The sequence below is a fragment of the Amycolatopsis sp. NBC_00348 genome (assembly GCF_036114655.1).
Taxonomy (GTDB): Bacteria; Actinomycetota; Actinomycetes; order Mycobacteriales; family Pseudonocardiaceae; genus Amycolatopsis.
In genome coordinates, this window is sequence record NZ_CP107994.1 from 1,337,571 (window position 1) to 1,358,404 (window position 20,834).

Annotated in this window: 19 protein-coding genes and 1 pseudogene; 16 read left to right on the forward strand and 4 right to left on the reverse strand. The window is 69.7% G+C overall.

Annotation, left to right across the window (positions count from 1 at the left end):
* Positions 1-15 precede the first annotated feature (15 nt).
* The 16 genes from OHS58_RS06185 to OHS58_RS06260 all read left to right on the forward strand — a co-directional run bounded on the left by OHS58_RS06185 (position 16) and on the right by OHS58_RS06260 (position 18,026).
* Positions 16-1,053, forward strand: coding sequence for an enolase C-terminal domain-like protein (locus OHS58_RS06185; RefSeq protein WP_328649775.1), 1,038 nt, complete (start codon positions 16-18; stop codon positions 1,051-1,053).
* A complete protein-coding gene (locus OHS58_RS06190; RefSeq protein ID WP_328647460.1) occupies positions 1,050-2,069 on the forward strand; it encodes an Ldh family oxidoreductase in 1,020 nt (339 codons plus the stop codon). Before OHS58_RS06185 ends, OHS58_RS06190 begins: the two co-directional genes overlap by 4 nt.
* A complete protein-coding gene (locus OHS58_RS06195; protein ID WP_328647461.1) occupies positions 2,066-3,283 on the forward strand; it encodes an ATP-grasp domain-containing protein in 1,218 nt (405 codons plus the stop codon). The genes OHS58_RS06190 and OHS58_RS06195 overlap by 4 nt, the downstream gene beginning before the upstream one ends.
* A 26-nt stretch (positions 3,284-3,309) precedes the next feature.
* Positions 3,310-4,455, forward strand: coding sequence for a GNAT family N-acetyltransferase (locus OHS58_RS06200; RefSeq protein WP_326950812.1), 1,146 nt, complete (start codon positions 3,310-3,312; stop codon positions 4,453-4,455).
* A gap of 13 nt (positions 4,456-4,468) precedes the next feature.
* The gene (locus OHS58_RS06205; RefSeq protein ID WP_328647462.1) at positions 4,469-5,413 is read left to right on the forward strand and encodes a branched-chain amino acid transaminase; all 945 of its coding nucleotides are present in this window, start codon (positions 4,469-4,471) and stop codon (positions 5,411-5,413) included.
* On the forward strand, positions 5,410-6,621 hold the full coding sequence (locus OHS58_RS06210; protein ID WP_328647463.1) for an MFS transporter: 1,212 nt from the start codon (positions 5,410-5,412) through the stop codon (positions 6,619-6,621). The genes OHS58_RS06205 and OHS58_RS06210 overlap by 4 nt, the downstream gene beginning before the upstream one ends.
* Positions 6,537-7,901: an ATP-grasp domain-containing protein gene (locus OHS58_RS06215; RefSeq protein WP_328647464.1), complete on the forward strand. Its 1,365-nt coding sequence runs from the start codon at positions 6,537-6,539 to the stop codon at positions 7,899-7,901. The genes OHS58_RS06210 and OHS58_RS06215 overlap by 85 nt, the downstream gene beginning before the upstream one ends.
* A 48-nt stretch (positions 7,902-7,949) precedes the next feature.
* Positions 7,950-9,428, forward strand: coding sequence for an alpha/beta hydrolase (locus tag OHS58_RS06220; RefSeq protein ID WP_328647465.1), 1,479 nt, complete (start codon positions 7,950-7,952; stop codon positions 9,426-9,428).
* A 32-nt stretch (positions 9,429-9,460) separates the two neighbouring features.
* Positions 9,461-11,071, forward strand: coding sequence for a YqcI/YcgG family protein (locus OHS58_RS06225; RefSeq protein WP_328647466.1), 1,611 nt, complete (start codon positions 9,461-9,463; stop codon positions 11,069-11,071).
* A 35-nt stretch (positions 11,072-11,106) separates the two neighbouring features.
* A complete protein-coding gene (dapF, locus tag OHS58_RS06230; RefSeq protein WP_326950806.1) occupies positions 11,107-11,973 on the forward strand; it encodes a diaminopimelate epimerase in 867 nt (288 codons plus the stop codon).
* On the forward strand, positions 11,948-12,910 hold the full coding sequence (gene cysK, locus OHS58_RS06235; protein WP_328647467.1) for a cysteine synthase A: 963 nt from the start codon (positions 11,948-11,950) through the stop codon (positions 12,908-12,910). Before dapF ends, cysK begins: the two co-directional genes overlap by 26 nt.
* Positions 12,911-12,961: 51 nt before the next feature.
* On the forward strand, positions 12,962-14,077 hold the full coding sequence (metX, locus tag OHS58_RS06240; RefSeq protein ID WP_328647468.1) for a homoserine O-acetyltransferase MetX: 1,116 nt from the start codon (positions 12,962-12,964) through the stop codon (positions 14,075-14,077).
* Positions 14,078-14,176: 99 nt separating this feature from the next.
* A complete protein-coding gene (locus OHS58_RS06245; RefSeq protein WP_328647469.1) occupies positions 14,177-14,896 on the forward strand; it encodes an SDR family oxidoreductase in 720 nt (239 codons plus the stop codon).
* A 61-nt stretch (positions 14,897-14,957) separates the two neighbouring features.
* Positions 14,958-15,878 (forward strand): ATP-grasp domain-containing protein, encoded by a 921-nt coding sequence (locus OHS58_RS06250; RefSeq protein WP_328647470.1) that lies wholly within the window; start codon positions 14,958-14,960, stop codon positions 15,876-15,878.
* Positions 15,879-15,904: 26 nt separating this feature from the next.
* Complete coding sequence (locus OHS58_RS06255; RefSeq protein ID WP_326950801.1) at positions 15,905-16,753, forward strand: aminodeoxychorismate lyase; 849 nt, start codon at positions 15,905-15,907, stop codon at positions 16,751-16,753.
* A 67-nt stretch (positions 16,754-16,820) separates the two neighbouring features.
* Positions 16,821-18,026 carry an MFS transporter gene (locus tag OHS58_RS06260; protein WP_328647471.1) on the forward strand — a complete coding sequence of 402 codons (1,206 nt, stop codon included), beginning with the start codon at positions 16,821-16,823 and terminating at the stop codon, positions 18,024-18,026.
* A gap of 71 nt (positions 18,027-18,097) precedes the next feature.
* On the opposite strand, the gene OHS58_RS06265 is transcribed toward OHS58_RS06260, so the two are convergent.
* From OHS58_RS06265 to benA, 4 genes and pseudogenes are all read right to left on the reverse strand, one after another.
* On the reverse strand, positions 18,098-18,457 hold the full coding sequence (locus OHS58_RS06265) for an alpha/beta fold hydrolase (RefSeq protein ID WP_326950799.1): 360 nt from the start codon (positions 18,455-18,457) through the stop codon (positions 18,098-18,100).
* A 125-nt stretch (positions 18,458-18,582) separates the two neighbouring features.
* A pseudogene (locus OHS58_RS06270) lies at positions 18,583-18,819 on the reverse strand (ATP-binding protein); the annotation flags it as partial.
* Between the two features lie 17 nt (positions 18,820-18,836).
* Complete coding sequence (gene benB / locus OHS58_RS06275) at positions 18,837-19,343, reverse strand: benzoate 1,2-dioxygenase small subunit (protein ID WP_328647472.1); 507 nt, start codon at positions 19,341-19,343, stop codon at positions 18,837-18,839.
* Positions 19,340-20,701, reverse strand: coding sequence for a benzoate 1,2-dioxygenase large subunit (gene benA, locus OHS58_RS06280; RefSeq protein WP_328647473.1), 1,362 nt, complete (start codon positions 20,699-20,701; stop codon positions 19,340-19,342). Before benA ends, benB begins: the two co-directional genes overlap by 4 nt.
* Positions 20,702-20,834 lie beyond the last annotated feature (133 nt).

Genomic DNA, 20,834 nt, shown 5'->3' on the forward strand with positions numbered 1-20,834 from the left:
ACGCACTTGGTGCGCATGGTGGACAAGGACGTGTGGCGGTGTGCGCGGGAGGAGATTCCGGCGCACCAGGCCGTACTGGTGGAACTGTCCGCCGACGGGTGCTCCGGCTGGGGCGAGGCATCGGTGTTCATGACGGCCGACTACAACTCCACCGCCGAGGTACTTCTTCGACGGATGAAGGATGTGCGGCCGCTGTTGCGCGACGCGGACCCGACGGCGCCGGCGCAGACCTGGGACCGGCTGCGGCCGATCCTGGCGGACTGTCCGTTCGCCCTGGGGGCGTTGGACATCGCCGGGCACGACCTGGCCGCCCGCCTGTCCGGTGCGCCGCTGTACGACCACCTGGGGTTGCCCGACCCGACGGGGAGATCCTCGAGCTACAGCATCGGTCTCGACACCGTCACGGCGATGGTCGACAAGCTCCGTCGCGTTCCGGGGTGGCGGCTGTACAAGGTGAAACTGGCACGGGCCGGCGACATCGACGTGTTGCGAGCACTGCGTGAGCACACCGATGCGCCGTTCTGGGTGGACGGCAATGCGTGCTGGCGGCCCGAGGAGCTGTTCGACGTCCTCGACCTCCTGCCGGACCTGGGCGTGGTGGCGCTGGAACAACCCTTCGGCACGAACGAGGTCGCTGCCCACCGCCGGTTGCGGGCCGCTGGCGTCCTGCCCGTCTTCGCCGACGAGTCGGTGACCACCCCGGACCAGGTCGCGTCGGCCGTCGGGGTCTTCGACGGCGTGAACATCAAGGTCCTCAAAGCCGGTGGCATCACCCCGGCCCTGGAGATGGTGCGCCTCTGCCGGGAGTCGGGTCTCGGCAGCATGCTCGGCTGCCTGCCCGAGTCCTCGGCGGGCGCCAGTGCGGCCGCGCACCTGGCCGGGCTGACCGACCACGTGGACTTGGACACCATCGCGCTCTTGGCCACCGACACCGGTCATGGCGCGCTGCTGGACGACGCCGGCCGTATCCGCCTGGCATCCGGCCCGGGTACCGGATTTGTCCCGGACTGGGAATCCCCGGCCCACATCGAACCGGCAGGGAGCCTGCTTTGACCACGATCGACGCCCGCCGGTGGCACGATCCGGCCGAGATCACGCAGGTGGCCACCACTGCCCTCGCGGCGCACGGCGTCGCCGAGGCGCGCGAGGTGGCCGAGGTACTCGTCGAGACCTCGTTGCTGGGCGTGCACACCCATGGCGTCCGGCTGCTGGGCTCCTATTTGGACGAACTCCGGCGTTCGGTGGCCACCGCGACACCCGAAATCGTCATCGTCAAGGACACCGGACCGGTGGTGCAGGTCGACGCCGGCGACGCGCTCGGCGTCGTCGCCGCGCTGCACGGCGCCCGGCTCGCGGTGCAGCGGGCCAAGACGCACGGTGTCGGGCTGATCGGCGTCCGTCGTTCCAACCACTTCGGCGCGGCCGGCTGCTACGCGCGCCGGATCGCCGCGCACGGCCTGGTCGGATTGGTGACCACTTCGGCGGCGGCGCGGGTCGCGCCGTTCAACGGCGTCGATCCGTTGCTGGGCACCAACCCGGTCGCCCTGGCCTACGGTGACCGGTTCTGCTTGGACATGGCGACCAGTCAGGTGTGCTTCGGCGAGATCAAGGAACGCGGCCGTGCGGACCGGGCGCTGGAACCGGGCTGGGCCGTGGACGTCGACGGCGTCGGCACCCTCGACGCCTCGCGGGCACGCGGACTCGCACCGCTGGGCGGCTACAAAGGCCAAGGGCTGGGGATGGCCGTCACCTTGCTGACCGCGGTGCTGGTCGGGGGTCCCTTGGACTTCGAAATGGCCCACGTCGGCACGGCGCGGCACGGCCGCGGTGTGGCCCACCTGCTCCTGGCGATCGACCCGGAGGTGCTCGGCGGTGCCGAAGCCGCCACGGCGGCGCTGGCCCGGTTGCTGGACGCCACGCAGGGCAGCCGCGCCGCCGATCCGGCGCGGCCCGTGCTCGTTCCCGGCGATCCGCAGCACCGGAACCGGGAGCGCCAGCTGGCGCAGGGCATCGAGCTCGACGCGGCGACCATCGCGTTGCTCGAGACACTGGAACGGGACCCGCGATGATCCTCGTCCTGCTCAGCCCGCGTCAGCGCGGTCTTGATCTCACCGATGTCGCCGGCTGCGCCGTTGTGACGGGCGGGCCGGTGCCTTCCGGCGCGGGATCGGTCACGGTGGTCGGCGAGTACACCACCGAGGCCGTGGTCGCGGCCGGACTGGAAGTCGCGCGTCGGAATCCGATCAGCCGGGTGGTGTCCTTCGCCGAGGCCGACGTGCTGGCCGCGGCGCGACTGCGTGACCTGCTCGACCTGCCCGGGCAACGAGGACCGAGTGCGGCGGCGTACCGGGACAAGGCGCTGATGCGCGAGCACCTGGCCGACGCCGGCCTGCCAGGGCCGCACTGGCAGCGCGTGGAGACCGCCGCGGAGGTCCGCGGCTTCGCCTCTCGATTCGCCCTTCCTCTCGTGGTGAAGCCGCGGTGGTCCTCCGGCAGTGTCGGGGTTCGGTTGCTGCACACCGAGTCCGATCTCGCCGGGTTGCCGGCGACCCTGCCCGGTCATCTGGCCGAGCAGTTCGTACCCGGCGACGTCGTTCACGTGGACGGCCTGGTGGTGGACGGGCGCAGGGTGTTCGCCCTCCCGGCCGCCTACACCGAACTGGGATGTCTGGCGCACTTGCAGGACAGTGGCAGCGGAAGCCATCTGCTGGCCGGCGACCACCCGTGGCGCGCCGCCCTGTGCGAGGAGCTGTGGCAGGTGGTCGACGCCTTGCCGTCGGCCGGAAGTCTCCTTCTGCACGCGGAGTTCTTCGTCGCCGAGGGCCGGCGACCGGTGCTCTGCGAGATCGCCTCGCGGTTGCCCGGCCACCCGATCCCGCCGATGCTCGACCGAGCCTTGAACTGCGATCTGCGCCGCACGTGGCTGCGGGTGGCCGCCGGGCTGCCCGTCGACGTGGACGCGATCAGCCGGGCGGCGCAAGCCGCGTTGCCGGTGGCGAACTACGGGCTGCCACCCCGGCGTGGCCGGCTGGTCGAGCTGCCGTCCGGCCCGCCCGAAGGCACCGAGGACTGGTTGCACGACCTGGATGTGCTCGCCCGCCCGGGGCAGTTCTGGGACGAGGCGGACTACGAGAGCCGCAAGTCCGGGGACTTCGTGCTCAGCTGGACGGTGACGGCGCCGGACGAACGGAAGCTGCGCGACCGCCTTCGGCTGTCGGCCGATCTCTTGCAGGCCAGAACAGTCTGGCAGGCCGAACAGAGCGAGGCGGCGTGCGACCGGTGAAGTGGATCCTTGCCGAACCATCCGAAGTGGACAGTGAGACGTGGGTCGATCCGTTCGGCCGCACGCCGGTGTGGTCGTCGGCCGGGTTCCGCCGGGTGGCCGGGCAGCTGCCCCTGCACGAGGTGCTGAACCTGGTCGCCATCCGTGCCGGCCGCCCGGTGCTCTCGGCTCCGTTGCTGCGCTCGCCGGAGCCGGGCGGGCTGCGGTTCTACGACGTGCCGGCGATGATCGGTGACGAACGTGCCTTCGGCGATCACGATCGGCTGGCCGCCGATCTCGCCGATCGCTTCCGAGCGCTGGACCTGGAAGCCGCCCGTACGAAGGCCTACCCGAGCGTCGCACTGGGCACGTACGGCGCCCACCACGGGGTGGTGGTGGATCCGGCACTCGGTCCGGACGAGCGGATCGAGGTGTGCCGCGGGTTGCCCGGTGCGGTGGCCGACGCCGCGGCGGAGCTGGGGTGCGCCAGTCACGGCCTGCTGTACCTGACGGACGAGTTCCTCGACCGGCTCCGGCCGGCGCTCTCCCCGCAGCACCAGATCGCGGTGCTGGGCGCGGAAAGCGTGCTGGAGTGCGAAGGAACCGGCTGGGAGGACTACGTCGCCTCGCTGTCGTCCCGGCGACGCGGCCGGGTACTGAAGGAGCGCCGTGACTACCTCGCCGGCCCGGACCGCAGCCACATCGCCACCGGGCCGGACGCCATCGGGTCCGACCTGGTGGACCTGCGGTGCAATCTGCGCACCCGTTACGGCTTGCCCGCCGAGCGAGAGCGCACCGTCCTGGAGTTCGAGGCGCTGGCCCGGTGGTGCGGACCGGAGCTGGTGGTGATCAGGTCGCTGCGGCAGGACGAGCCGGTCGGCTTCGTGATCTGCCTGCGCCGCGACGAGACGCTCTACGCGAGAACGGCGGGCTTCGACTACGACCGGCTCGGGCCGAAGGACTTCTGCTACTTCAACGTCGTCTACTACGACGCTCTGGAATGGGGTCTCCCTCGCGGCGTACGGCGGTTCGAGCTGGGCTTGGCCGGCTATCCGGCCAAGCGCACGCGGGGCTGCCACTTCGAGCGCCGGCACGGCGTGTTCCGGCTGCCGGACGACGAGTCGTTGCGCTCCGCGCTCGCGCTGCAGGACCGGGGCGAGCGGGCGCGGTTGACGCACGAGTGCGGAATTTGAGAGGGAGGCACCGATGAACGTGACCGACGGCCCGGTGTGGCTGGACGGCCGGCTCGTGGACAGCGGCGACGCCGTTGTGCACCTGATGAATCCCTCGACGCACTACGGGTGGGGGGCGTACGAAGGGATCAGGTTCTACCCCGGCCGTTCCGGGCCGCTGGTGTTCCGACTGCGTGAGCACGTGAACCGGCTGTTCACGTCGGCGCAAGCCCTCGGCATGCGGATTCCGTTCACCGGTCGCGAGATCGTGGCCGCCTGCGCCGAGCTGGTCGAGCGTTCCGGACTGTCATCGGGCTACTTGCGGCCGCTGGTCTTCCTGCGACCGGGTGTCATGTCCGTCGCGGCCCAGCTGGACCAGGTTCAGGTGGCGATCGGCTGCTGGGAGTGGGCCGGGTACTTGCCGGCGGCCGGCGGCGGTATCCGGGTGCGCGTCAGCGGCTGGGTTCGCAGCGGCCCGGCCCAGCTGCCACCGAGCGTGAAGTCCACGGGGGGCTACCTGAACCCGTCGCTCGCCCGGCTCGAGGCGGTGCGCGGCGGCGACCACGAGGCGATTCTGCTCAACCAGGCCGGCCGGGTGGCCGAGGCGTCGGCGGCGAACGTGTTCGCGGTCGTCGACGGCACGCTCGTCACGCCGCCCGCCGAGGAGGGCATTCTGCCCGGCATCACGCGCGACGCGGTGCTGACGCTGGCGGACGACCTCGGCATACCCACCAGGGAGCGGCCGCTCGCCCGCATCGAGCTGCGCACCGCGGCGGAGGTGCTGCTGGCCGGTACGGCCATGGAAGTGGTCGCGGTGACGCGTCTGGACGGAATGCCGGTCGGCGACGAGCGGCCCGGGCCGGTGTTCGGTGCCCTGCGAAGCGCGTTCGACCAGGCGATCTCGGGTCGGCTGCCGGCCCACCGGGACTGGGTGACCGCTCCGGCCGATGTCCTCGAAGCCGCACCCGGTGCGCCGTGATCACCCGCCGGTTGTACGACAGCTACGCGCCGCGTACGCGCGCCGGACGGCTGCTGGCCTGCGCGGCCGCCGGGGACTCGACGGGCAGCGGGCTGTTCCTGGCGCTCGCGCCGGTCTTCGTCGTCACGTACCTGGGCGTCGACCCGGTGCGAATCGGTGTGGTGCTGGGTGCGGCGAACCTGCTCGGGCTGGCGTCCCCGGTGCTCGCCGGCGCCCTGGCCGACCGATTCGGCGCCGACCGCGTCTGGTCGGTGCTGCTGCTGGCGAGAGCGATCGGCTACAGCGGGTTCGTGTTCGTGTCGTCCTTTTCCGCCTACGCGGTGCTGACCTGCGCGGTGTGCGTGCTGGATCGGGCGGCCCCGGCGGTCCAGCAGGCGTTCGTGGTGCAGGTCGAGGCGGCCGACGAACGCACCAGATCGATGGCGGTCCTGCGGACCGTGCGCAATGCCGGGATGAGCCTCGGGCTGCTGGGCTCCGGGGTGATGATCGCGATGGGCGCGGAGTGGTCGTTCCGGCTCGGGTTCGCGGTGAACGCCTTGTCGTACGTCGGTTTGCTCGTCGTGGTGCGGGTGCTGGGGAGGGATCTCCCGCGGCCCGCGCCGTCAGCCGGGCCGACGCAACGGTCCAAGGTGGACGGTCGATACGTGCTGATGTCCATCGGCAACGCCGTGCTCTCACTCCATGATTCGGTGCTGTTCACGCTGATCCCCCTCTGGCTGGTGACCAGGACGCAGGCGCCGCCCGCGCTGATCGGCCCGTTGCTGGCGTCGAACACGGTGCTGACGGTGCTGCTGCAAGTGCCGCTGTCGCGGTGGTGCGCGGGCCCGGCCGCGGCTCGCCGCACGGTGGTTCGTGCCCTCGCCCCGCTCGCCGGTTCGTGCCTGTTGTTCCTGGCCGCCGAGCCGGCGGGCCCGGCGGGCGCGATCGGGCTGGCCGTCGCCGCGGTCATGGTGCTGACCGTGGGGGAGAACATGCACTCCGCCGCGGCGTTCGAACTGTCCCATCGGCTGGCGCCCGACCGTGCCATGGGTGCCTACCTGGGTGTTTTCAACGTCGGCAACGCGGCGCAGTTGTCGTTCGGGCCGCCCTTCATGACGGCCGTGGTGCTACGCGGTCCGTTGGGGTGGGCGAGCTTGGCCGTGGCGTTCGCGGTAGGTGGCGTGCTGATGGTGGCCGGTGGCAGAAGCCGTGCCCTGGTGAAGAGGTAGGTGAGGACGTGGCGGATTCCGAACACGTACTGGTGGTCGGCGGCGGGCTGGAAATCCCCCGGCTGCTGCGGGAGCACCGGCCGGGCACGAGGACGTCCGTGCTGTGCCAGCTGCCCCTGTTGCCGAAGCTTCAGCAGCCCGGTGCGCACGAGCGGGTGCTGGCTCTGGGCGCGCGCTGTTCGGCCCGTGAGTGGGTCGAAGCGGCCCAGCTGGTCGACAAAGCCGATCCGATCACCAGAGTCGTGACGTTCGGGGAACGTGACCAGGACATGGCGGCCGCGGTCGGTGTCGCGCTCGGACTGCCCGGGCACGACCCGGCCACCGTGGCCGCCGTGCACAACAAGGACCGGATGCGCCGCACGCTGAGGTCGGCCGGTGTCGAATACGTCCTGGCCCGCGTCGTGAACAGCAGTGAGGAACTGCGGGGCTGGCTCGTGGACCACCCGGGTTCGTGGGTGGTGAAACCGCTCGACGGCTCCGGCAGTGCCGGTGTCGGCGTGATCACCGATCCGGACCGGTCGGCCGCGGCCTATCGGCGCTGTGTCGGTTCGACGCACACCGGCCGGAGTGGCTCCGCGAGCGTGCTCGTGGAGGAGTTCCTCCACGGGGTCCAGATCAGCGTCGAATCCTTCTCCGAGCACGGGGAGCACCTCGTGGTGGCGGTGACCCGGAAATTCTCGGATCCCGCGACCCTGGTGGAGCTCGGCCACGTGCTGCCGGCGGATCTGCCCGAGGCCGTGCTCGCCGCGGCCGCCGACCACACGCGCCGGGTTCTCACCGCGCTGGGGGTGCGGGACGGACCGTGTCACACGGAACTGGTGCTCACCGAGGTGGGCCCCCGCACCATCGAGACCCACCTGCGGCTCGCCGGCGATGAGATCCCTTACCTGGTGCGCGATGCGACCGGCGTGGACCTGGTCGACCTGGCGGTCCGGCACACCTTCGGCGAACCGGTGCTGCCGGAGGCGCGCCGGCGGCTGAGCGAGCCCCACGGGCCGGTACAGGCCATCTGGTTCGGTACCGCCCCGTGCACCGGGACCCTGACGCGCGTGGACGGTCTCGACGAGGCTCGGGCGAACGGTTCGCACGTCCAGCTGGCCGTGGCGGTCGGCGACGAAGTACGTCGTCTCAGTGACTCGGCCTCCCGGCCGCTCTGGGCCCGGGCCGACGGCCCGGATGCCGAGGCTGCCGTGCGCAGGGCACGTGAGGCCGTCGCCCGTTGCGCGCTGGTGGTGTCCGTGTCCGCGGGTCTTGCCGACGACGTCGGGGCCGGCACCTGATTCGAGCCTTGCCGGTGGTAGCGCCCGGCCGAGAAGAACGGAGATGCGATGAAGCTCGTCTTGGCGGCCGTCGCGATGCTCGTGGCGGGGCTGCTTCCGCCGGCGTCGGTCGCGGTGGCGGTAGCACCCGCGACGCCGCGGGTGCTGTTCGACCACCCCTGTGAAGACCATCCGGACTACGAGTGCGGCACGATCTCGGTGCCGATGGACTACGACCGGCCGTCGGGCGCCCGGCTGACCGTCAAAGTGTCGAAACTGAAGGCGACGGGGCCGGCGGCCCAACGGCAGGGCGTCCTGGTCTACAACCCCGGCGGGCCCGGCAGCAGTGGCCTGTACCGGGCGGCGATCCTCCCGGACTCGGTGCGGCGGGTCTACGACTACATCGGCTTCGATCCGCGTGGTGTCGGCGGCAGCAGTCCGATCAGCTGCGTGGACGGGCCGGCGTTCTTCGCCCAGCCCGTTTCCGATCCCGACCCCGGCGGCCCGGCGGACAAAGCGCGTGCTGCCGCCCGTGCGCGGCAGTACGCGACCGGCTGCGCCCGGCGATCGGGGGCCGAGCTGCCGCACCTGACGACGACCGACACCGCCCGCGACATCGACGAGATCCGCAAAGCACTGGGAGAGCAGCGGATTTCCTACTACGGATCCTCCTACGGCACCTATCTCGGCCTGGTCTACGGGCAGCTGTTCCCCGGCCGGGTGCGCCGCATGGTCCTCGACAGCGTGGCCGACGCCGACCCGGCCGACGTCTGGTACCGCGGCAACCTGGATCAGGACGTGGCGTTGCAGGCCAGAGCGGAGCAGTGGTTCGACTGGATCGCGCGCCACGACGACGTCTTCCACCTCGGCGTCACCCGGCAGGCGGTCGAGGTCGCGGGCGGGAAGGCCCGCGCCCGGCTCGCCCACGCGGCGATCGGCGTGCTCGGTCCGGGCGAGCTGGACGCCGTGATCCTCAACTCCGCCTACTTCGACACCAATTGGGTGAGCAACGCCCGCGCGCTGAGCGACTACGCGACCAGGTCCGATCCGGCCGCGCTGGTGGAGCTGGCCCGGCTGGCCGAGCCGACGTCCGCTGCGGCCGAGAACGCCACCGCGGCCTACACCGCGATCAGCTGCAACGAGGGCGTGTGGCCGCGGGACTGGACCCGCTGGGATCGCGACAGCACGGCTTACGCGGCCAAAGCGCCGCTCGAGACCTGGGCGAACACGTGGTCCGGCCTGCCCTGCGCGTACTGGCCCGTGCCGAACAGACAGCCCATGGCCATCGACGGCCGCGGGCTGCCACCCGTGTTGATGCTGCAGGCCACAATGGACGGTGCCACGCCGTTCGAAGGCGCCGTCCGTACGCACGACATGGTGCCGTCCTCCCGGATGATCATCGAGAGCGGCGGCGGCTCGCACGGCCTGTACAACCGTCCGCAGGTTCGCAACGCCTGCGTCGACGGCTACGCGACCGACTACCTGCTGACCGCGGCGATGCCCGCCGCGGACGTCGTGTGCCCAGCCCATCCAGAGCCCACGCCCTGACGGCCGACTTCAGTGAGATATGGACAACTCAGGTGAACAAGTCGAACGAAAGAACGAGACTGATCTCCCAGACACGCGCCGGCGAGGACGCCGATGGCTGGCACCGCGCGGTGCTCGATGATGTCGAGTCCCGCCTGGCCGATCCGGAGTTTCCGTGTGTGTTCTCCAGGAACGCCTTCAAAAAACGCTTGGTTAAATTCATCTTCGTCGAACACCACGGGAGAAGGGAAATCCGGAGCTTGGGGGAGGGTCTGCGGGACTACGTGGAACTGTCCCGGGCGTGGGACGGCAGGTTGGACACCGCGTACCCCTTGGTCGTGGCGTTCTCGCGCGAGGCCGTCGCCGCGCGGACCGTCGACGACTACCACACCTTCGGCTGGAAGATCCTTCAAGAACTGCACGAGATCGATCCCGCGCCCTGGCCGGACGACATCGGCCGAGATCCGCGTTCCGGTGCCTGGTCCATGTGCTTCGACGGAATGCCGCTCTTCTGCAACATGAGCAGTCCTGCGCACCGGGTCCGTCGAAGCCGCAATCTCGGCGGGCACTTCATCCTCGTCATCAACCCGCGAGAACGGTTCGACGTCTTCGCCGGTGACACGCCGAGCGGCCGCAAGGTCCGCTCGAACATCCGCGACCGAATCGGCCGTTACGACGGTATCCCGCATTCCTGGCAGCTGGGTTCCTATGGGGCCGGCGCACTCGAATGGTGTCAGTACGGTCTCGTGGAAGACAACATCGAGAGAGTGGACAAGTGCCCCTTCGAGTTTGGCGGAGGTGCTCGTCCGGCGAATGTGATCGCGAAATCAGAGGGGGATCTGTCAGTGATCGAGATCATTGTTTCCCAGGGGCGGATAGGCGACCGTGCGCCGGGGATGACGGAGGGCGCGGAACGCACCGCGCACGCGCTGGAGCAGCGCTACGACGCCAAAGGGCAGTACGTCGGCCGGCCCGGCGCTCCGGTGGACGACGACTGGAGCGTCAGCCTGCCCGCCGCCGGGGAAACCCTCACCGCGCTGGGACAGGCGGTGTCGGCGAGCATCACGGCCGACCACCGCACGGTGATGGTCGCCAACACCTGCGCGGCCAGCCTCGCCAGCTTGCCCGTGGTGGCGCGAGAACACCCGGACTGCCTCGTGTTGTGGATCGACGCGCACGGGGACTTCAACACCCCGGAGACCACCGGGTCGGGTTACCTCGGCGGTATGGCGCTGTCGGGTGCGTGCGGCTTGTGGGACAGCGGGCACGGCGCCGGGCTCGACCCCCGTCAGGTCATCCTCATCGGAGCACGTGACATCGATCCGGCCGAGCGCGTGCTGCTGGACGAGGCCGGCGTCCGGATCATCCCGCCGGCGGAAGCCACCGCGCGACGGGTGGCGCAGGCCGTCAACGGATCACGGGTATGGGTGCACATCGACTGGGACGTGCTCGAACCGGGCTACGTCCCGGCCGACTACCAGGTGCCGGACGGGCTGCTGCCGAACCAGATCCGGGCGATACTCGAGTCCATCCCCGCGTCCGACGTCCTGGGTATCGAGCTGGCCGAGTTCACCGCCACACCTGGCGAGGGCACCGACGGCGGTGCGGTCGACTCCATCATGGACATGGTCGCGCCCGTCTTCGAGACCGTTGCGGATCGATGAAACCGGGGCGGCGTCACGGCCGGGAGGCGAGTCGGGTGACAACGTCGCCCCTGTGGCAGTTCACCAAGATGCATGGTTGCGGCAACGACTTCGTCGTGCTTGATCTGCGGGACACGGCGTCGCCTTCGCCCGACCTCTGCCGGGCGTTGGCGGACCGCCACCGAGGCGTCGGGTGTGACCTGATCCTCGGGGTGAGACCACCACGCAGCGCGCAGGCGGTCGCGTCCTTCGAGATCTGGACCGCGGACGGCTCGCGCTCGATGCAGTGCGGCAACGGCGCGCGCTGTGTCGCCGCCTGGCTGCTTCGCGCCGGTCTGGCGCGAGGGCCCCGGTTCGCGCTCGACAGCCCGAGCGGCACGCACTCGGTGGAGGTACTGGGAGACAGTGCCTTCAGCATCGGCTTGGGCGTGCCGCGGTTCTCCCCCGAGCAGATCCCGCTGTTCGGTTTCGAGAGCCAGGAAGACCTCTACGAGACGGCGTTGGAAGACGGGACACTCGTCCGCTTCGCCGCCGTGTCCACCGGCAACCCGCACGTCGTGATCGAGGTCGACGACATCGACGCCGCGCCGGTGTCGCGGATCGGTCCGGCCGTGCGGGCCTCGTCGATCTTCCCGCCCACCGTCAACGTGGGTTTCACCCAGGTCGTGTCGCGTGACCGGATCAGGCTGCGCGTCCACGAGTACGGCGCGGGCGAGACCCTCGCCTGCGGCAGCGGGGCGTGCGCCGCGGCGGCTGTGCTGATGCGTCGGGGACGCGTCGACCGCAGCGTCACGGTCTCCGTGCCCGGCGGCGAACTCCAGATCAGCTGGCCGGACGACGGCGAGCGGATCGTCCTGGCCGGTCCGGCCACAACCGTCTACGAAGGAAAGTTTCGTCATGCCTCTTTACAACAGCATTCTTGACGTAGTCGGCCGCACGCCCATCGTACGGCTGAACCGGCTCGCGCCCGAGCACGTCACGGTGTACGTCAAGGTGGAGTCGTTCAACCCCGGTGGCTCGGTCAAGGACCGCCTGGCCTTCGCCGTGGTCCTCGACGCCGAGGCCAGAGGACAACTCAAGCCGGGCGACACGATCGTGGAGTGCACTTCCGGCAACGTCGGCATCGCGCTGGCGATGGTGGCTGCGGCGCGTGGCTACCGGTTCGTGGCGGTGATGGGGGACACCTATTCGGTGGAGCGACGCAAGCTCATCCGCGCCTACGGCGGCAAGGTCATCTTGTTCCCCGGCGACCTCGGCAGCCTGGGCGGCAACCGCATCGCGGACGAGCTGGCCGGGAAACACGGGTGGTTCCGGGCCCGCCAGTTCGAGAACCCCGCGAACCCCGCGTACCACCGGGAGACCACGGCCGCGGAGATCCTCGGTGACTTCGCCGGGAAGCGGCTGGACTACTTCGTCACCGGTTTCGGCACCAGCGGCACCGTCACCGGAGTCGGCCAGATGCTCAAGCTCGCTCGTCCCGAAGTGCGCATCGTGGTGCTCGAACCGGCCAAAGCGGCGCTGCTGGCCGGTCAGGCGTGGAACCTGCACCAGCTGCAGGGGTTGGCCCCGAACTTCGAACCCGGTGTCCTGGACCGCAGTGTGATCGACGAACTCGTGACCGTCGACGACGAGCGAGCCCGGGACACCGCGCGGCGCCTCGCCGCCGAAGAGGGGATCTTCGCGGGCATGTCCGCGGGCGCCACCGTCGCGACGGCGCTGAGTGTGGCGCAGAACGCGCCGGCGGGCTCGGTGCTGCTCGCGATGCTGCCGGACACCGGCGAACGCTATCTGTCCGGTTTCTGGTTCGAAGGGATATCCGAGGGTTCGGACGACGAATGGCTGGCCGCCCTCGATCGCTGATTCCCGACCAATCCGCCCTTGAGGTTCCACCGACCCGACCGGATCTGAGCTATGAGGGAATTCATTCCGCCCGCGACGCGCTTCGTCCGCGTGCCGGACGGCTTCAGGATGAAACGCGGTGGCGTGCTGCACGGCGCGCGTATCGCCTACGAGACCTTCGGGCGCCTCAACGCGGAACGGGACAACGCCGTGCTGATCCTCACGGGTCTCTCGCCCGACGCGCACGCCGCGTCCCAGCCGGATGATCCCGGCCCCGGCTGGTGGGAGGCGATGCTGGGGCCGGGCAAACCGATCGACACCGATCACTGGTACGTGATCTGCGTGAACTCGCTGGGCAGTTGCAAGGGCTCCACCGGGCCGTCCTCGCCCGACCCGGCCACGGGCGAGCCCTATCGGCTGGACTTCCCCGCACTGTCCATCGAGGACATCGCCGACGCCGCGGCTTTCACCGCGCGTGCGCTGGGTTTCGAGCGGCTGGCGTGCGTCATCGGTGCCTCGATGGGCGGGATGAGCGCACTGGCCCTGCTGGCACGTCACCCGGACCTGGCTCGCAGCCACGTCAACATCTCCGGAGCGGTGCACTCCCTGCCGTTCTCGATCGCGATCCGTTCCCTGCAACGCGAGGCGATCAGGTCCGATCCACAGTGGAACCGCGGTCGTTATGCGGCGGGGTGCTATCCCGAGCGCGGCATGATCACCGCCCGGAAGATCGGAATGACCACCTACCGATCGGCCCAGGAGTGGGACTGCCGCTTCGGCCGTGCGAAGCCGGACCCGGCCACCGGGGTGGATCACCACTCGTTCGGCCCGGAGTTCACCGTGGAGGTGTACCTGGAGCACCACGCGCGCCGGTTCGTGCACCGGTTCGATCCCAACAGCTACCTCTACCTCAGCCGCAGCATGGACTGGTTCGACCTCGGCGAGCCGTGCGGCGGCGACACCGCCGAGGCGCTGTCCCGGCTGCGCGTCGAGAAGGCTCTGGTGATGGGCGCGCAGACCGACATCCTGTTCCCGTTGCGGCAACAGCGGCAGATCGCCGACGGCCTGCGCGCCGGTGGGGCCGAGGTGGAGTTCCTGTCGCTGGAGTCCGACAAGGGGCACGACGCGTTCCTCGTGGACATCGACCGCGTCGGACCGCCCGTGGCGAAGTTCCTGTCCACCCTTTGACCACCGGTCCAGTTCCTGGGCCTTCGTGACATTTCCTTCGAGACATTGCCGGAACGACGAGAGAGCGAGACCGATTTGACAACCCCGTCGAAGATAGCCTTGGTCACCGGTGCCAACCGCGGCATCGGGCTCGAGATCACGCGCCAGCTCGCCGGCAAGGGCGTCCGGGTGGTGCTCAGCGGTCGCGACCGCACGGCAGTCACGGAGGCTGCGGTGGGCCTGCGCAGTACCGGTCTGGACGTCGAAGGCCTCCAGCTCGACGTGACGGACTCGCGGAGCATCGCCACCGCCGCCGCGGAGCTGGACACCCGGTACGGCCGGCTCGACATCCTGGTCAACAACGCGGCCATCCGGATCGAGGAGTACGGCAAGCAGCCGTCGGAGCAGTCGCTGCCCGAATGGCGCGAAACGTTCGACACCAACGTGTTCGGCCTGGTCGAGGTGACCCTCGCGTTCTTGCCGATGATCCGCAGGTCGCCGGCGGGACGGATCGTCAACGTCTCGAGCCTGCTCGCTTCCCTCACCCTGCACAGCGATCCCGGCTCCTACACCTACAGCCCCACCTTCAAGTCGCTGCCGGCCTACAGCGCCACCAAGGGCGCGGTGAACTCGTGGACCGTGCACCTGGCCTACGAGCTGCGCGACACACCGATCAAGGTCAACTCGGCGCACCCCGGCTACACCAGGACCGGCATGAACGAGGGGGCGGGTGACCTCGAACCCCCGGCCGGTGCCGCCACCAGCGTCAGCCTGGCGTTGCTGGACGACCACGGTCCCACGGGCAGTTATGTGCACGCGGGCGAGGTTCTGCCGTGGTGACCTATCCGCGGGCCGCGAGCCCGGCTTCCCCGTCCCGCACCTCGAGCATGGGATTCGCGTCATGACCACCGTCGCCCTCGTGACCGACACCGTCAACCTCGCCATCGACTACGACATGCCACTCCTGCGGGAGGCCTGCACCACGATCGGGCTCACCACGGAGATATGCCAGTGGGAGGACGAGGAGGTCGACTGGTCCCGCTTCGACGCCGTTCTGCTGCGCTCGCCGTGGAACTACGTCGACCGGCTCTCCGAGTTCCTGGCCTGGTGTGAACGCGTCGACGCCTCGACGCTCCTGCTCAATCCACTGGCGGTCGCCCGGTGGGCGCTCGACAAGTCCTACCTGGCCGACCTCGCCGCCCTCGGCGTCCCCATCGTCCCGAGCAGGTTCGCCGGACCGAGCGAAGATCCCGCGTCCGTCGTGCGCGATTTCCTGGCCGAACACCCGGAGGCCACCGAGATCGTGGTCAAACCCGTTGTCGGGGCGTACTCGAGGGAGGTCCAGCGATTCACCCGGTCGATGGAGACCAAAGCCGTCGGCCACATGTCGCGGCTGTGCGAGGAAGGGGGGCAGGTCCTGCTGCAACCCTACTTCGGCTCGGTCGACAGCAACGGAGAAACCGACCTCGTCTACTTCGACAGGCGGTACAGCCACGCCATCCGCAAGAGCGCGATGCTGATGCCGGACGGAACGGTGAACGTGCCGACGCTCGAATTCCGCAAGGCGCGCGTCGCCGACGAGAGCGAACGCGTGGTTGCGTCGGCCGCACTCGATGCCGCCGCGTCGCACCTGGGACTCGACCGGCCCCTGCTCTACGGCCGCGTCGACCTGATACGCGATGACAACGGCAAGCCGGTGGTACTGGAGCTGGACATTTGCGAACCGTCGCTGAACCTGCCCTTCGGTGAGGGCAGCGCCCTGCGGTTCGCCGAGGTCCTGGCCGAACGCGTCGGTGGCTCTTCGTCGCGAGGCGTCAGATGACAAGGCGTCGAGGACAGGAGCAGCGCATGCGCGTTCTTGCTTTCCTGGACGGGACCGTGGCCGAACCCGACGATCCGTGCGTCCGGGCCACCGACCTGGGGCTGCTGCGCGGCGACGGGGTGTTCGAGACGGTGCTGGTCGAGAACGGGGAGCCGAGGGAGCTGGGGCTCCACCTGGACCGGCTGGTCCGGTCGGCGTGGATGCTCGACCTGCCGGAACCGAGCGAGACGGACTGGAAGCGCGCCGTCCGGCAGGTCATCGACAACTGGCGCGGCGACGGCGAATTCGCGATGAAGCTGATCTACACGAGGGGATCGGATGCCGGGCATGGCTCGGCGCCGACCGCCTTCGCGCTCGGTCTGGAGATCACTCCGAAGATGATGAGCGAGCGGAGCGAAGGTATCGCCGCGGTGACCCTGGAGCGCGGCATCGAGCCGGGGCTGGCCGTGCGCGCGCCGTGGCTGCTGCTGGGCGCGAAGACGCTGTCGTACGCGGTGAACATGGCCGCGTTGCGCGAGGCGGACCGGCGCGGGGCGTCGGATGTGATCTTCACCGCCACCGACGGTTCGGTGCTCGAAGGCCCGACCGTGTCCGTGGTGATGGTGCGCGGCCGGACCCTCTACACCCCGCCCCCCATTCTCGGCATCCTGCCCGGGACCACGCAGGCCGCGGTCTACCGTGGGGCCGAGCGCGCCGGGTTCACCGCCAAGATCGAGATGCTGTCCGTGGACGACCTGTACGCGGGCGACGGCGTTTTCGTCGCCTCTTCGGTGCGCAAGCTGACCAGGGTGCACACGCTCGACGGCAAGGTGCTGCCCGACGCGAGCGAACTCCACCGTGAGCTGAGCGCGGCCTACGAAGCCGGCTACGCCTGAGCTCGCCGTTCACCCCGGCTTCGGGCAACCCCGATAGGACGTCTCAGCACGAGGAGGCTCTGAGTTCATGACCGTCCCTGCCCGGACAGCACTCTCGCCACGGGCGACGCTGCTGCGCCCTGGATTGATCTTGGTCGGCGTTCTCCTGATCGCCACGAACCTGCGGGCGGCGATCACCAGCCTCGGTCCGGTTCTGGGCATTGTCCAAGACGACCAGGGACTCTCGTCGGTGGCCGCGTCGGTGCTGGTCAGCGTGCCCCTGATCGCGTTCGCCACGTTCTCGCCGATCGCCCCGAAGGTAGCCGCCAAGGTCGGACTGGAACACGCGCTCGGCGCCGCGCTGCTCCTGCTCGCCGTCGGCATCGTGCTGCGCTCCACGCCGCCCCAGCCCCTGCTGTGGGCCGGTACCGCGCTGCTCGGCGTCGCGATCGCGACGGTGAACGTGCTGTTGCCCGCACTCGTCAAACGCGACTTCCCGGCCCGCATCGGACCGGTCACCGGCGTCTACACCGCGGCCCAGTCCGGCGTCGCCGCGATCGCCGCCGGAATCGCGGTCCCGCTCGCGGGTCAGCAATCCGGTGGATGGCGCCTCTCGCTCGGTGTCTGGGCCGGGCTCGCGGTCCTGGCGCTCGGCGTCTTCGCCCCTCGGCTGCGCCGGTTCACCCGAATCGTCACGCCGTCGGCCGGCCCCGGCGCGAGCGGGACGCGCTCCCCGTGGAGGAGTGCGCTCGCGTGGCAGGTCACGCTCTTCATGGGCCTGCAGTCATTGGCGTTCTACGTCCTGTTGACGTGGCTGCCCTCCATCGAGCGAGTCGTCGGCATCAGCTCGGCGGCCGCGGGCTTCCACCAGCTCCTGTTCAACCTGTCCGGGCTGCTCGGCAGTCTGCTCTGTTCCGCGCTCGTCCACCGGCTTCCCGACCAGCGCCCGATCGCCATCGGGGGGTCGCTGCTCCTGATGGGGGCCCTGACCGGGCTTCTGCTCGCGCCGGGAATCGCCGTGATCTGGGCCGTCATCGCCGGCTTCTCCATCGGCATCACCCTGACCCTGGCACTGTCTCTGTTCGGGCTGCGGACACGGCACTACGCCGAAGCCGGGGCGCTGTCGGGCATGGCCCAGGCCGCCGGCTACACCCTCGCCGCACTCGGCCCGATCGCCATCGGCGCCGTCCACGACGCCACCGCGTCATGGACCCCGGCACTCGCGATTCTGGTCGCGCTCGTGGTGGTCCAGACAGTGTTCGGTGCCCTTGCCTCCCGCCCGAAAACGCTTTGACCCACCTCGATGAGCCCCAGACGTCTTGGACGGCACTCCGCAGCAGGTGCCGACCACAAGACGCGAAGCGGTCAGGAGTTCAGTTCTTCGAGGAAGGCGGCGACTTCGGTGGCGAGCCGCTCCGGGCGTTCCCGTGTGACGAAATGGCCCTCGTCCTCGAAGAGCACCGCCTTGGCCCAGGGCACGCTGCGTGCGGCCCGCAACGTGGACTCGGGGGAGATGACGCCGTCGCGCATGCCGGCGAGGATCAGCACGGGAACGTCGACGGTCCGCAGGATCGCGGCGATGGTCTCCTCCCGGATCGCCGCCCGTTCCGGGGTGTCCGTCGCACCGCCGAGGATGCGGAACTGCCGCTCGATGACGGCGGGGTCGCGCCGGTTCTCCACCATCGCGCGGCGGCCCGGCGAGGAGGACCTGCTCGGTACCGACATGCCCGCGTCCAGCGCCATCACGCAGGAGCTGCTGGCTTGGAAGCCCACCCACCCCGGCCTGATCGAGGACATCGGGCAGGGCCACTACTTCACGTGATCACCTGCGACAGCAGGTGTTCGGCGATTCACCGGTGAGGTGGTCCCGGCAGCCGCGCGACCAGCCGGGCGCCCGTCGCGCTGTCCGCCGCGTGCAGTGAGCCTCCGTGACGGGCCGCGATGTCGCGGGCGAGGGTGAGGCCGAGGCCTGAGCCGCCGGCGTCGCGGGCGCGGGCGTCGTCCAGCCGGGCGAAGCGCTCGAAGACGCGCTCTCGGTCCTCGGGCGGGATGCCGGGGCCGTCGTCGAGCACCTCCAGGACGACTTGGTGCGTCATGGCGAGCCTCAGAAGTGGTAGACGTCGACGACGTGGTGGATGTAGTCGTTCTTCAGCACCACGGTCTTGCGGCGGATCAGCGGCGCCGGGCCGGAGAAGTCGAGGGTGTAGAACGACGTCCCGTAGTACGGGTCGACCGTCTTGTAGCGGAAGTACATGGTGTGCCAGTTGAACCGGACGTCCACGAGGTCGCCGCGGCGTTCGATCAGCTCGATGTTGGTGATGTTGTGGCTGGTCCGCGGCTCCGGGATGGACGTCGCGCTGGAGCGTTCGGTGCGGATGCGGAACACCCGGTCCTCCAGGCCGCCCTTGTCCGGGTAGTAGATCAGCGAGACCGACGTCTGCGGGTCCTCGGTGAGCAGGTCGTCGTCGCCCCAGGACGGCATCCAGTAGACGACGTCGTCGGCGTAGCACTCCAGCCACTTCTCGAACTCGCGGTCGTCGAGGTAGCGGGCCTCGCGGTAGAGGAACTGCTCGACGTCCCGCTGGGTGATCGTGGTTTCGGCGGTGGTCATCGGGTTTCCCCTCGCTCGGCGGCGATCGCGGCCTGCATGGTTTCCCGCCAGTAGCCGTGCTGGACCGGGTAGAGACCCTCGTCCTCGTTCTTCTTGCCGGCGGAGATGACGCCCTTCATGTCCAGGGCCTCGGCGACTTCGTCCGGTCCGGTCAGCCAGTGCTGCGCGCCGCGGCTCATGTCGTTCCAGGGTGCGGCGGTGGCGCGGAAGGTGAGCTGGCAGGACCGGAACTCCTCCAGGTCGTCCGGGGTGGCCATGCCGGAGGCGTTGAAGAAGTCCTCGTACTGCCGGATCCGCCACGCCCGCGCGTCGGCGCTCTCGCCCTTCGGCGCGATGCAGTAGATGGTGACCTCGGTCTTGTCCGGCGCGATCGGCCGGAAGTGCCGGATCTGCGTGGAGAACTGGTCCATCAGGTACACGTTCGGGTACAGGCAGAGGTTGCGGGAGCCGCGGACCATGAACTCGCCCTTGGCGTCGCCGAACTTCTCCTTCAGCTCGGCCATCCGGCTCCACAGTGGACGGTCCTGGGGGTTGCCCGCCCACGTCCACAGGCACAGGTGCCCGTTCGGGTAGGACCAGTAACCGCCGCCGGACTTGCCCCAGCTGCCCGCGTCCAGGGTCTTGGTGCTGTTCTTGGACTCGCCGGTGGCGCGGCGGGCGGTGGTGGCGGCGTAGTTCCAGTGGGTGGCGGTGACGTGGTAGCCGTCGGCGCCGTTCTCCGCCTGGACCTTCCAGTTGCCGTCGTAGGTGTAGCTCGACGCGCCGCGCAGCACTTCCAGGCCGTCCGGTGACTGGTCGACGAGCATGTCGATCACCTTGGTCGTGTCGCCGAGGTGTTCGGCCAGCGTCGTGACGTCCGGGTTGAGGCTGCCGAACAGGAAGCCGCGGTAGGACTCGAACCGCGCGACCCTGGTCATGTCGTGGGAGCCGTCGGTGTCGAACGAGTCCGGGTAGCCGGCGCCGTCGGGGTCCTTGACCTTGAGCAGCTTGCCGTCGTTGCGGAAGGTCCAGCCGTGGAACGGGCAGGTGAGCGTGGTGCGGTTGTCGGTCTTGCGGCGGCAGATCATCGCGCCGCGGTGGGCGCAGGCGTTGATCAGGCAGTGCAGCTCGCCGTGCTTGTCCCGGGTGATGACGATCGGCTGGCGGCCGATGTGGCTGGTGAAGTAGTCGCCGGGATTGGGCAGCTGGCTCTCGTGGGCGAGGTAGATCCAGTTGCCCTCGAAGATGTGCTTCAGCTCGAGTTCGAAGATCTCCTCGTCGGTGAAGATCCGCCGGTTGGCGCGGTAGACGCCCGCCTCGGGGTCCTCGACCACGGCGTCGTCGACGACGGCGGATGCGTGCTGCAGCAGCTCGGTCATGGGTCCTCCAGCGGCGCGGATCGGCCTCCGGCGACCGGTGCCGCCGTGGCATGACTTCGAACCATGACAGGCCGTGCCGCCGGTCACACCAGGCAAAACCCCAGTGCTGACTCAGGGTGTCATTAATAGATAG